The organism is Rhodococcus sp. NyZ502 (assembly GCF_041464245.1).
Lineage (GTDB): Bacteria > Actinomycetota > Actinomycetes > Mycobacteriales > Mycobacteriaceae > Rhodococcus_F > Rhodococcus_F qingshengii.
Genome location: NZ_CP167155.1, coordinates 503,827 through 515,262, shown reverse-complemented (window position 1 = coordinate 515,262; position 11,436 = coordinate 503,827). Strand labels below are relative to the sequence as shown.

Genomic DNA, 11,436 nt, shown 5'->3' with positions numbered 1-11,436 from the left:
GTGCGGATACCTCCCTGAGCAAGCCCGATAGCCTAAAGGTAGGGTAGCCTAATGCACTCACGCACCACTCTCCGGAGCCGCACGTCGGTCCGGGTCGCCATGGTTGCCTTGGCGACTGTTTTTGCCGCTACGGCCTGCGGCTCTTCCGACGCCGGCGGCAACGCGAACGGCAACACCGATGTCGCGACCGGCGGCAAGCTGTTCAGCACCGCCGACACGGAAACCGCGAAGCTCGGCAGCGATGCCGCGCCAGGCGAGTTCCCTCGCACCATCACCCATGCCCTGGGCGAGACCACCCTCGAGGCCAAGCCGACCCGCGTCGTCGTCCTCGACAGCGGTGAACTCGACGAGGTTCTCTCGCTCGGGATCACCCCGGTCGGCATCGCCAGCCCGGAAAGCGCCGCCGGTCAGCCGTCGTACCTGGCGGACAAGTTGGTCGGTGTCCCCGATGTCGGCACGACCAACAACCTCAACCTCGAGGCGATCACCGCACTGCAGCCCGATCTGATCCTCGGCAGCAAGCTGCGCCAGGACAAGCTTTACCCGCAACTCGCGGCAATCGCTCCGACGGTCTTCAGCATCCGCCCCGGCTTTCCGTGGAAGGAGAACTTCCTCCTTGCCGGTGACGCACTCGGCGAGGAGACCAAGGCTGAGCAGGTTCTCAACGACTACCAAGAGCACGCCGACAAGGTACGTGAGTCGATCGACGGCTCCCCGACCGTTTCACTGGTTCGTTTCATGTCCGGGAAGCTGCGCCTGTACGGCAATCTGTCGTTCATCGGCGTCATCTTGAAGGACGTCGGCCTGCCCCGCCCGGCGATCCAGGACATCGACGAACTGGCCGTCGAGGTCAGCCCCGAAACGATCACCGAGGCGGAGGGTGACCGAATCTTCTACTCCAGCTACGGAAATCCCGCCGACACGGGCCAGACCACGGTTGTTGCCGGACCGCTGTGGGCCAGCATGGACGCAGTCAAGGAAGGACGCGCCACCGAGGTGAGCGACGAGACCTGGTTCCTGGGCCTCGGCCCGACAGGTGCCGGCCTGGTTCTCGACGACCTGCAAGCCAAGCTCGGCAAGTAGCCGTCACCGACACAAAGAACGCCGCCCGACTCTCCGGAGTCGAGCGGCGTTCTTTGTTCAGCGGTTGTCCTGCTCGAGGTGTTCGTTCATCGTCGAGTGAAGGTCGACGAGAAATTCCTCGAATCGACTGAGCAGTTCGGGCGGGTACTTCGCCATCATGGCGTCGAGTCGCACGGCAAGGGGCCCGAAGAACTCGTCCGCCAGGTCCTGCACATGCGCACTGCTGTGCAGCGTGACCACTCGCCGGTCGGCATTCTCTCGGGTCCGGACGATATGTCCCGCCTTCTCCAGGCGGTTGAGCAACGCGGTGGTTGCACCCGACGTCAGCGAGATCCGCTCTCCGAGGCGGGCGGGTGAGAGCGGCGTCCCCTTCTCCTCGGCAGCGGTGATTTCCATCAAGGCAGTCGCGTCGGTGGAATGCAGGCCGAGCCACGACGCGAATCGATGGCTGAATTCGGTGAACGTGCCACCGTACGCGCGGAATTCGTCCATCAGCCGCTCCCGCTCCACGGAGATGTCGCGCGGTGCCTCCACCTCGGTGATCCCACCTTTCCTGTGCCAGACGGCGGCCGGTCGAGCCCAGCGCGCACGTTGACAACTTACCGCCTCAAATATACCTTCATAATAAAGTTACTTCACAATGGAGGTTTATTCGTGAACATCTCACCCACCACCCGCAAGTGGTTGGGCCTGATCGCCATTGCACTCGGCGTGGCACTGATCGTCGTCGACACCACGATCGTCAACGTCATAGTTCCCTCGATCATCGAAGATCTCGGGATCAATTCCGTTCAGGCTCAATGGATCCAAGAGTCCTACGCAATCGTGTTCGCGGCACTCCTGCTTCTGGTCGGCAGAGTTGCCGACCTGGTCGGCGCCCGTCGTATCTTCATCGCCGGTGTCGTCGTGTTCGGCGCAACGAGCCTGCTGGCCGGACTGGCGCCGAACGGCGGTCTGCTCATCCTGGCGCGCTTCCTGCAGGGCGCCGGCGCGGCCATGATCCTGCCCACGTCACTGTCGCTTCTGAACGCGATGTTCACCGGAAAGGCGCGCGGCCAGGCCTTCGCGGTCTGGGGCTCCACCATCGGCGCTGCATCCGCCCTCGGTCCATTGCTCGGCGGCTGGCTTGCCGAACATGCCTCATGGCGTTGGGCATTCGGGATCAACATTCCGCTTGCTGCGCTCATTCTCATCGGCGCAGTGCTGTTCATCGCTCCCTCCCCGCGCACCGCTGGGCGCGTCGACGCCACCGGAGCGGCACTGTCCATCGCCGGCCTGGGCCTGCTGGCCTTCGGACTCGTCGAGGGACGAACGTACGGGTGGCTGACGACGAAGGAACCCTTCGATCTATTCGGTCTGTCATGGTCCAGCGGCCCGTCGCCGGTTCTGGTGGCGCTGGTTCTCGCCGTTCTGTCGCTCGGTGCGTTCGCCTACCGTCAAACCATGCTCACCCGCAGCGCCGATCCGTCGCGGGCACTGATGGACGTACGGTTGTTCTCCATCTCGTCGTTCCGCAACGGCAACATCGCGACGCTGATCATCGGACTCGGCGAGTTCGGAATCGTTGCGGTGCTTCCTCTCTGGCTCCAGTTCACGCTCGGATACAGCGCCCTCCAGGCAGGGCTCGCGCTGGTTCCCATTGCCATCGGCAGCTTTGTCGCCAGTGGTGCGAGCTTCGGGCTGGCATCGAAGGTCTCGCCGTTGGGCTTGGTCCGTATCGGCCTGGCTCTCGAAGCGCTCGGTCTCGCCGGCCTCGGATTCATCGCTGCGACAGACAGCCCCTGGTGGACTATCGCCGCAGTGCTGTTCTTCTACGGAATCGGCGTCGGTTTTGCGACTGCCCAGGTGACCAACGTCGTGCTCGAGGAGATTCCCGAGCAGAGCGCCGGTCAAGGCTCCGGCATTCAGAGCGCGTTCCGCCAACTCGGATCCGCACTGGGCATCGCTGTCCTCACCACGGTCTTCTTCAGCACTCTCAATTCGACGCTGAACAACGACCTCACCGGATCCGGTATCGACCAAGCTCAGGCTGATCAGTTGACGCGGGCAGTCACCGACAGCGCAGGCGCCGCCATCGACTCGCTGGCCGGTTCACCGAACACTGCCTTCGTCGCCGACGCTGCCCAATCTGCGATGACTCACGGCATCACACTCGGCGGATACCTTGCGGCCGGATTTGTCGTGGTGGGCCTGATCGCCACGGCGCTCATCCCGAACAAGCCTGCCCCGTCAAACGAGGAGGAAACGAAAGCAGCAGCCGACGTCGCCTGACGGTCGGATCGGTGCAGTACGGTGCCGGTATGCGATTGCCCTGGTCACGGTCATCACAGTCACGGTCAGCACCGGGGCTCAGTGAGGCCGACATCGTCGCCGTACGTGAGCAAGCACGCGAACTGGTAGTCCCAGGTTTCGCTACGTTCGACGAAATCTGCGAAGCCGCCCGAGACTGTGTCGAGGGCGGCTTCGAGAACGACGAACTCGGCAGACAGATCGACGCAGTAGTGCGTGAGGTCTGGGACCGAAGAGTCGAGGAGCAGACCCAGTGGACGGCTCCCGGAGACTTCGAGCGCCTCTCCGCAGCCTTCGCCGAACTCGAACGCAACGGCATCGTGGCCCGGATGAACTTCACCTGCTGCATGCAGTGCGGCACTACCGAAATCGACGACGAACGCACGCCGTCCGAACCCGACGAGAACGGGTATCCCTTTGCTCAGTGGGCGTACACGTTCTTCCACATGCAAGATGCGGAGCGTCTCGGCGACGAGCCGTCCGATCTCTACTTGTCCTACAGTGCGTTCCGTCCGGCCCACGATCTCGATCCCGCGCTGGTCGCCGCTGCCTTCGGCGGCGACGAAACCGCCAAGGCACACATGATCGCGCACACCGATCAGACCGTCGGGCGCCAGGTAGCCGACGCACTCCGAACTCAGGGGCTGAGCGTCGATTGGAACGGTGACAACAATCAGCGTATCCGTGTCACCGACGTATGTTGGCGCAAACCGCTTCCGCAGTAGGAGATTCAGCTGGGTGGCAATACGCGGTCGAGGAACGTATTGCTGAATACGCGGTGCGGGTCGTGTTCGTCGAGAGTGGCGAGAGCGAAGTCCCAATTCCCGTCGCCACCGGCACGAAAGGTGGCAGGCACTGTGCTGGTGAGGAATTCGTCGTCCTGGTACGCCGCCTGATCGGTGAATGCCCACCCCTTGGACCACTCCGGACGGAAGGTCGCGTAATCGCCGGAGTAGTTCGCGACCATCCACCGTTCCATTTCGCGAAGGAACGCAGGCAATCCCGCGGTGCCGGGAATCGAGACCACGTTCATCCAGATCGCTGTGTCCCAGTCCTGACGATCCGCCCGCGGCCGCACCGCTGACAGGTCCGGCACTCCGGCGCTGTCGACCAACACCTCGCCGTCATCGTCGACACCGCAGAGACGCACTTCGAACGGCATGTTGACGGGATACTGCCCCAACGACGCGTAGTGCGTCATTCGTTCGTTCAGCCAACTCGTCATCTCGTGGACCACTCGGCCGATGTTGGACCGCTTGGTGATCACGGCTCCGCCCCCGGCTACGACGCGCAAGGTCGTATGCCGGAGGTAGAACAGAACGTCTTTCGACCAGCCCCAGAGATCGTCGGTGTCGGTCAGCACCAATCCTGCTGCTACAGCGCCGAACTGAGAGGCGCCGAACAGCGGTGTCGCACCTTGGAGACCCTGTGCCACCATCCCCAACGGGGTGGTGACTTCTTCGGGAATCGCGTCGGAGAAGAAGTAGTTGTACGGCCCGCTCACCTCTCGGGACTCCGGCGGTTTGACCGGGGTCGGTGTCCAGACCTTGAGCCACGGTGTTTGCGTGAACGGGAACCAGATTGCTTCCACCCGTCCGGATTTCTCGACGAAACTCTCGTAGGTACGCCCTGGCGACCCGGGAGCAGCAAAGAGTTCTTGCCACGGAATGTCGGTGAAACTCTGGCACCGCAGCCGATAATTCTCCCCGGCTTGCAGCGTCACGGAGGTGACGAAGGTTCGACCCAGATGGGCCAGGAAGGCGGTGCTCTCGACGTCCGATCGGTGAAATGTCTTCAGTGCGTACCGATTGATGCCTTCGTCCCACGCCACCACCGTGATCTCGGTGATCAGGTTGCTCAGCGAACCATACGATTGACCAGGGGTGATCGTCTCCCCCACAGCCGGATAGGTTGCCCCGTGAGCACCGATCGCCAGCGCGCCGGCGATGGACAGCTCACCGATCGCCGGAGAGTTGGCCCAGCCGAGCCCTTCTCGCTCGAGCGCTGTCAGAATCGCTTCGATACTGGCGCCGGCGCCCGCCGTGACCGTTGCGGGCGTGCCGTGCTGCACCACAACCGAATTCAGTTTGGCCATCGTATCGACCAGCAGAACTCGATCCGAAGGTGCGCCGGGCACCACCGTCAACGGACTCCACCCGTGCATCGTTCCCTTCGCACGCACTGTGTACCCGTTGTCGAACGCCCAGTTGGCGAGGGTGACCACGTCGTCGCTGTGACGTGCCGTGGCCGTCCACACGCTGTCGAGCATGATTTCTCGCGACCAGTTCGCGTACGCCTGCTGTGACAACGGAATGTCCGACGGAAATCCGGGCGGTGGCGCGATGGTCGATGCCGAACCCCAGGGAACTGCTCCAGCCGGCGCCCAGGAAATGCCCGCGAGAGCAGCTGCGCCGGCACTCGCTGCGAGAAATCCGCGCCGGCTCACACCGTCTTCGCTCGAGCTGTGCTCTGCCATGCGCTCTGCTTGATGCACCACTGCTCACTCCGTCAGCCGACTCGGTTCATGTCAGGGACGAACGTAGAACAAATATGATTACGATGCCAGTGGTTCCGTAATAAAAGTTTTCCGAAGCTCACTGCACCATCGGAGCGAAGACCGCGTAGATCGCTTCCGGGGCACCGTCGAACGCACTGATGATCAACCAGGCAGTCAGAACCGTCAACGCCGGCCCGATCAGGATCTTCTCGAGGTTCCCACCTGCACGGATGGACAGGAATGACGGCAGCCGTTGTTCCCACCATCGTTTGCCGCCGAGCGGAATCAGGGGCGCGAGAAACGGCACCCCTTCCTTGGTGATCGCATCGCCGAGACAGTGCGTGGCGCAGCCCAAGGCCACCGCAACACCTAGCCCCGTGGATCCAGCCTCACTCGGATACCACTGCCAGGTGAGGGCAGAGAGCACCAACGCAACGGCGGAGACCGCGAGCCAACCCTTCTCCTTGGCCAATTCACCCGCCAATCCACGGATGGCCAACCCGAGGCAGAAGAACAGGGTGATGATGATGGCTGGCTTCCCGAACTGAACAACCAGCGCCGAGACCCCGGCACCCAACCCGGCGGCGAACAGCGCGGTGTGCGTGAGCGTCCGATGCCCACCACGACGCTTGCCGTCCTTCTTGCCTTTGGTGATGCGGTAGAAGGTCACCGAAATTGCGTCGATGCCTTTGGCCAGAGCCTTGCTGAGCGGACCGAATGATCGCGAAACCGTCGACTGACCGGTATCGAGGTCGGGAAGCAAGGCGGCTCCGGCACACACTCCGGCAAAGGTCAAAGTTTCCGCAGTGGATGTGGGCCCTCCCCAGTCTAGAGGCAACAACTCCGCAACCACCAACCCCACAGCAGCACCGGACATCGCGTGGGTGGGGCCCATGACCATGAAACACAACACCTTTCGAAACGCGCCCCGCATCAGGCCGTACCGCACCCTCTGCAAGACACCACACACATGACGCCGTCGGCGACGGCCCCGGCATGCTCGCCGAGACCGCCCCGAACGTAGCAAGTGCTACCGACAGGCTTGACCAACCTCCAGACCCAGTTGAGTACGGCCGTACCGTTCCAGGTCAAAGCGGTTCATGCGGAGCTTTTTTCGCTCGTCAGCCCGCGGCAACCGTGCATGACAGGGCAACGCCTTCCTCCAGCGGAGCGACACCGGCCATGTCGAGCACCTCTGCCGGAACACCTTCGGTGGTCGGAGCCCATTCGACGGTCGGCAACGCCGGCACCCCTTCACGCGCAACGAATGTCGCAGCTTCGCTCGGCACTTCGATAGTGACTGCGGCCGTACCGGCCTCCTCCGCGCGCACGACCTTCCCCTCGTCGATGAGCTTCTGCAGCTCCTCGTCGGAAATCGGCGCCGCGACACCACACGCTACTTCGGGAGCCACACCCAACTCGGCTGGAGCGGTCGCGATCGACCGCACCGCCACCGGTGACCCGTCGGAAATCGGGTTGGAAGCCCAGGCGATTCCCGGCGCCACTGCCATACCGAGGACCGCCACGGACGCCACCACCACACCGGTCCGGCGGGCCCGCTTGCCGTTCACTTTCAATCGCGTCATCGTTGTTCTCCTTGATCGAACGTTCTCGAGTTCTCGGCGCGGTCGCATCCGAGAAACCCGAGGTTATGAAGCCAACACTGCAGATCTGTTGTCGGTTTCTTAGGAGTTGATGAGAATGCGACGGCCCTCGCTCCGAGCGAGGCCCCAGGCCTTGATCCGATGGCACCATGGCTGGGGTGAGTACACGCGAGCGCATCCTGATCGTTGACGACGACGCGAAGGTTCTGAATTCGCTCGAACGTGGACTCCGATTGTCGGGCTTCGACACGGCAACTGCCGTCGACGGACGATCGGCCTTGTCATCGGTGAACAAGCAATGCCCGGCCGCGCTCGTTCTCGACGTCAACATGCCCGGCCTCGACGGCGTCGGGGTGGTGACCGCCCTGCGCGCGATCGGCAACGAGGTTCCGATCTGCGTGCTCAGCGCCCGAAGTTCCGTGGGTGATCGCATCGCGGGGCTGGAGGCGGGCGCCGACGACTACCTCACCAAGCCCTTCGAGTTGGCCGAGCTCGTCGCCAGACTCCGCGCATTGCTTCGACGCACGACGCGAGCCACCCCGTCGGTCGACCATCCGATCACGGTGGGACCGCTGACGGTCGATCTCCGTGGCCATCGAGCGCACATCGACGGTAGGCGAATCGAACTCACCAAAAGAGAATTCGACCTGTTGTCGGTACTCGCCGAGCACGCCGGTGTCGTACTCAGTCGCGCACAACTCCTGCGACTCGTCTGGGGTTACGACTTCGCCGCCGACACCAATGTCGTCGACGTCTTTGTCACCTACCTACGCAAGAAACTCGAAGTCGACGGAGCGCCCCGCGTGATCCACACAGTGCGTGGGGTGGGCTTCGTCCTGAGGGCCGAACGATGAAGCGGCCGCTGTCACTTCAGACTCGCGTAGCCATCGCCTCGGGCCTGGCCGCCGGAATCGTGATTGCCGCGATCGGAATTGCGTTCGCGGTCTTTCTGCGTGTCAACGGATCCGAACAACTCGAACGCACTCTCGATTCCGTCACCCTGGGCGTCGCGGCGAGTGCGCCGAGCCCGCTATTCATCGAAACACCAACTGCAACAACAGAACCATCCGTGGTCAGCCCCGGATTCAACGCCGCGACCGTCAGCGCCTTGGCTACCACCGATGTTCGCAGTCGTGATGTTCTGGTGCCCGGCGACAGCGGCGCCGCACTGGCCGTCAGCATCCCCGAAGACCCACTGACCCAGGCAATCCGTGAGCAGCAGTTCCAAGTGGCCGCTGCAGCAGTGGTCGCCATCCTTGCCGCGGCCGGGCTCGGTTGGTTCCTCACCGGCCGAGCCGTCCGGCCACTACAGCAATTGACCGAGACCACCAGTTCGATCGGCAACAACCTCGACGTCGACGGACTCTCGCACCGGGCACCGTCGGTACGTGGAACGCGAGAAGCCGAAGAACTGTCGGAGGCAATCCACAGCATGCTCAGTCGCATCGAAAGCGATCGAAGCCGCACCGAGGAGGCGTTGGAGTCGGCACGCGATTTCGCTCGCGTCTCCGCCCACGAACTGCGCACACCTCTCACGTCGATGCGTACCGATCTCGAAGTTCTCGCAACACTCGATCTCACGGAAAGCCAACGGCGCGAACTGTCCGGCGAATTGTTGGAAGCGCAGCGCCAGATCGAGCGCACCCTGACCGACCTCGAGACTCTAGCCCTGGGTGACGTGGCCGATCCCGAGGATTGTGCCGACGTCGATCTCGTCGAGGTTGCCGATCGCGCCGTCGCTGACGCCGGCCGTCTGCACCCGCAGGTCGACGTTCGTTTGAAAGCACCGGAAGAACTTTCGGTTCAGGCCTTTCCCGCGGGTATCCGTCTGGTGCTGACCAACGCCGTCACCAATTCCGTTCGGCACGGCAATGCCGACGAAGTCGAGATCACCGTCCGATCAGGGGCTGCGACGGGTTCGGCGACGGTATTCGTCGACGACAACGGCACCGTGATCGCGCCTTCGGAACGCGAAGCGATGTTCGAGAGATTCGTTCGTGGTACCGGTGCGGGCGACGCCGGAAGCGGTTTGGGGCTGGCCCTCGTCGCGCAGCAGGCGAGGCTGCACGGCGGTAGCGCGCGACTCGACAAGAGCCCACTCGGCGGAACTCGATTGATCTTCTCGATCAACCCAATTCGACGTGCAGAGCCTCGAGCAGCGGCTTGGCCGCCTCGTCGAAGAATCGGTCTTGGGTATCTCCACCGATCTGTACCAGTGCCACATCGGTGAATCCGGCGTCCGTGTATGCCTTGACCGCTTCGACGATCACATCGAGATCGGGACCACACGGAATGCTTTCAGCTACATCCTCTTTGCGCACGAACTGAGTCGCACCCGAGAAGCTCGCCGGCGTCGGCAGTTCGGAGTTCACGGACCACCCTCCGCCGAACCACCGGAACTGCTGATGAGCTCGTGCAATTGCCGTGTCGCGATCAGGGTCCCACGAGATCGGAATCTGACCGATGGTCCGGCCTGCGGGAGCCAATCCGTATGCTCGGCCGTGCACGTGCTTCCACAAGTGCACTAGCTCCGAATCCGGTTGCACGGCAATCAGATCGTCGGCCATCGGACCGAAACGCTCGACGGACTTGTCTCCGGACATGGCCAGCGCCAGCGGAACCGGGTTCTCGGGGAGATCCCAGATCCTGGCGGACTGGACGTCGAAGTACTCCCCCTTCCAGCTCACCAGATCTCCGGCGAGCAGTGCGCGAATGATGCTCACCGCCTCCTGCAGCATGTCCTGGCGGGTGTCGATGGACGGCCAACCCTCGCCGACCACATGCTCGTTCAGGCTCTCGCCACTTCCCAATCCCAGGGTGAAGCGTCCGTCCGCGAGGATCTGGATCGTCGCAGCTTTCTGAGCGACGACGGCGGGGTGGTACCTCACGGTCGGACAAGTCACGTACGTCATCAAACCGACTCGCTCGGTGGCGTGGGCGACTGCCCCCAGCACCGACCAGGCGTAGGGTGCATGCCCCTGCTCGGTCAGCCACGGCGAGTAGTGATCACTCATCACTTCGAAGTCGAAGCCGACTTCTTCGGCCCGAACTGCATGGCGAACCAGTTCTTTCGGACCTGCCTGCTCCGTCATCAAGGTGTAGCCGAATCGTGCCATCACTGATCAACTCCCGGTATCTAGGCCTGAAACGAGTTCGGAAATCACACTGCCGTCGAGGTGGTCGAGGAGGTCGCGGGCGTCGTCGTACACGGCAGCCGCACCCGCACCTTCGAGTTCGTCGGTCGATATGCCGCCGCTGCGCACTCCCACAGCCACAACGCCCGCCCATGTCGCCGCCTTCATGTCCCAGACGGCATCCCCGACCATGACCGCATTGCCCGCGTCGACACCTGCCTTCGCGAGCGCGACCTCGATCAGGTCCGGATCAGGTTTGGCCTCGTCGACGGATTCCGAAGAGGTTGCGGCGTAGATCATTTCGTCGATGTCGAGCGTCCGGCGTAGCAACTTCAGTTCGTCGTCCGGCGCCGAGGTAGCGAGCACCACGTGCAGTCCGAGCGAGTGAACTCGGCGGATCAACTCGCGCGCTCCCGGCAGTACTCGGAGACGGTCGGCCGACTGCCGGTAGTACGTGGTGTGAAGTTCTTTGGCTCGCGGTCCGCACCCGTCGATGTCTTCGCCGAGCAAGGACTCCAGTAGTTGGTCTCCGTCCATGCCGATGCTGCGGTGTACCCGCCACGCGTCGACCGGGCGACCTACCTCGAAGAAAGCTCGCGACCACGCTTCTACGTGCAGATAGTTGGAATCGACGAGCGTTCCGTCGATGTCGAAGAGTACCGCACCTATTGCCATGGGAATTGACTGCCCAACACCTCGGTTCGCGAAACTTGTGCCCCGAGCATTCTCAGCTCGAGAAGCGGATCATGGAGAGTGCGAACAGCAGAAGTGCACGTCGAACAGGGGTGTCGTCATGGAGTCAGTCGTTGTATTCCTTCTCGCATGCTTC

General features: G+C 63.0%; 11 protein-coding genes. 5 read left to right on the top strand and 6 right to left on the bottom strand.

Going from position 1 to position 11,436, the window contains the following annotated elements; all coding sequences use genetic code 11:
- Positions 1-51 precede the first annotated feature (51 nt).
- Positions 52-1,083 (top strand): ABC transporter substrate-binding protein, encoded by a 1,032-nt coding sequence (locus ACBG85_RS02445; RefSeq protein ID WP_003943522.1) that lies wholly within the window; start codon positions 52-54, stop codon positions 1,081-1,083.
- 57 nt (positions 1,084-1,140) lie between these two features.
- Here ACBG85_RS02445 and ACBG85_RS02440 read toward each other — a convergent pair whose 3' ends face one another.
- On the bottom strand, positions 1,141-1,617 hold the full coding sequence (locus ACBG85_RS02440) for a MarR family winged helix-turn-helix transcriptional regulator (protein ID WP_003943458.1): 477 nt from the start codon (positions 1,615-1,617) through the stop codon (positions 1,141-1,143).
- Between the two features lie 120 nt (positions 1,618-1,737).
- On the opposite strand from ACBG85_RS02440, the gene ACBG85_RS02435 reads away from it, so the two are divergent.
- Together ACBG85_RS02435 and ACBG85_RS02430 are read left to right on the top strand one after the other, a co-directional pair.
- Positions 1,738-3,354 carry a DHA2 family efflux MFS transporter permease subunit gene (locus tag ACBG85_RS02435; RefSeq protein WP_058038247.1) on the top strand — a complete coding sequence of 539 codons (1,617 nt, stop codon included), beginning with the start codon at positions 1,738-1,740 and terminating at the stop codon, positions 3,352-3,354.
- 29 nt (positions 3,355-3,383) lie between these two features.
- Entirely contained in the window at positions 3,384-4,097 is a 714-nt protein-coding gene (locus tag ACBG85_RS02430) for a hypothetical protein (RefSeq protein ID WP_083059355.1), read from the top strand.
- A gap of 5 nt (positions 4,098-4,102) precedes the next feature.
- Here the strand turns inward: ACBG85_RS02430 and ACBG85_RS02425 are convergent, their stop codons facing one another.
- The 3 genes from ACBG85_RS02425 to ACBG85_RS02415 all read right to left on the bottom strand — a co-directional run bounded on the left by ACBG85_RS02425 (position 4,103) and on the right by ACBG85_RS02415 (position 7,455).
- Complete coding sequence (locus ACBG85_RS02425) at positions 4,103-5,848, bottom strand: cholesterol oxidase substrate-binding domain-containing protein (RefSeq protein ID WP_372026076.1); 1,746 nt, start codon at positions 5,846-5,848, stop codon at positions 4,103-4,105.
- 118 nt (positions 5,849-5,966) lie between these two features.
- Positions 5,967-6,770 carry a metal-dependent hydrolase gene (locus ACBG85_RS02420; RefSeq protein WP_007732353.1) on the bottom strand — a complete coding sequence of 268 codons (804 nt, stop codon included), beginning with the start codon at positions 6,768-6,770 and terminating at the stop codon, positions 5,967-5,969.
- A 220-nt stretch (positions 6,771-6,990) separates the two neighbouring features.
- Positions 6,991-7,455, bottom strand: a complete 465-nt coding sequence (locus tag ACBG85_RS02415; RefSeq protein WP_003943487.1) for a hypothetical protein — start codon at positions 7,453-7,455, stop codon at positions 6,991-6,993.
- Between the two features lie 167 nt (positions 7,456-7,622).
- On the opposite strand from ACBG85_RS02415, the gene ACBG85_RS02410 reads away from it, so the two are divergent.
- Together ACBG85_RS02410 and ACBG85_RS02405 are read left to right on the top strand one after the other, a co-directional pair.
- Positions 7,623-8,327 carry a response regulator transcription factor gene (locus ACBG85_RS02410; protein WP_003943475.1) on the top strand — a complete coding sequence of 235 codons (705 nt, stop codon included), beginning with the start codon at positions 7,623-7,625 and terminating at the stop codon, positions 8,325-8,327.
- Positions 8,324-9,703, top strand: a complete 1,380-nt coding sequence (locus tag ACBG85_RS02405; protein WP_070160537.1) for a sensor histidine kinase KdpD — start codon at positions 8,324-8,326, stop codon at positions 9,701-9,703. The genes ACBG85_RS02410 and ACBG85_RS02405 overlap by 4 nt, the downstream gene beginning before the upstream one ends.
- Here ACBG85_RS02405 and ACBG85_RS02400 read toward each other — a convergent pair.
- Together ACBG85_RS02400 and ACBG85_RS02395 are read right to left on the bottom strand one after the other, a co-directional pair.
- On the bottom strand, positions 9,600-10,589 hold the full coding sequence (locus ACBG85_RS02400; RefSeq protein ID WP_007732341.1) for an LLM class F420-dependent oxidoreductase: 990 nt from the start codon (positions 10,587-10,589) through the stop codon (positions 9,600-9,602). The two genes, ACBG85_RS02405 and ACBG85_RS02400, sit on opposite strands and share 104 nt — an antisense overlap.
- 6 nt (positions 10,590-10,595) lie before the next feature.
- On the bottom strand, positions 10,596-11,282 hold the full coding sequence (locus ACBG85_RS02395) for an HAD family hydrolase (protein WP_372026071.1): 687 nt from the start codon (positions 11,280-11,282) through the stop codon (positions 10,596-10,598).
- Positions 11,283-11,436: the final 154 nt, after the last annotated feature.

Excerpts from the sequence above, each read along its gene's own strand:
- ACBG85_RS02415 (WP_003943487.1), bottom strand. The coding sequence starts at position 7,455 with ATGACGCGATTGAAAGTGAACGGCAAGCGGGCCCGCCGGACCGGTGTG.
- ACBG85_RS02395 (WP_372026071.1), bottom strand. The coding sequence starts at position 11,282 with ATGGCAATAGGTGCGGTACTCTTCGACATCGACGGAACGCTCGTCGAT.
- ACBG85_RS02425 (WP_372026076.1), bottom strand. The coding sequence starts at position 5,848 with ATGGCAGAGCACAGCTCGAGCGAAGACGGTGTGAGCCGGCGCGGATTT.
- ACBG85_RS02410 (WP_003943475.1), top strand. The coding sequence starts at position 7,623 with ATGGCTGGGGTGAGTACACGCGAGCGCATCCTGATCGTTGACGACGAC.
- ACBG85_RS02430 (WP_083059355.1), top strand. The coding sequence starts at position 3,384 with ATGCGATTGCCCTGGTCACGGTCATCACAGTCACGGTCAGCACCGGGG.
- ACBG85_RS02420 (WP_007732353.1), bottom strand. The coding sequence starts at position 6,770 with ATGGTCATGGGCCCCACCCACGCGATGTCCGGTGCTGCTGTGGGGTTG.
- ACBG85_RS02400 (WP_007732341.1), bottom strand. The coding sequence starts at position 10,589 with ATGGCACGATTCGGCTACACCTTGATGACGGAGCAGGCAGGTCCGAAA.
- ACBG85_RS02445 (WP_003943522.1), top strand. The coding sequence starts at position 52 with ATGCACTCACGCACCACTCTCCGGAGCCGCACGTCGGTCCGGGTCGCC.
- ACBG85_RS02405 (WP_070160537.1), top strand. The coding sequence starts at position 8,324 with ATGAAGCGGCCGCTGTCACTTCAGACTCGCGTAGCCATCGCCTCGGGC.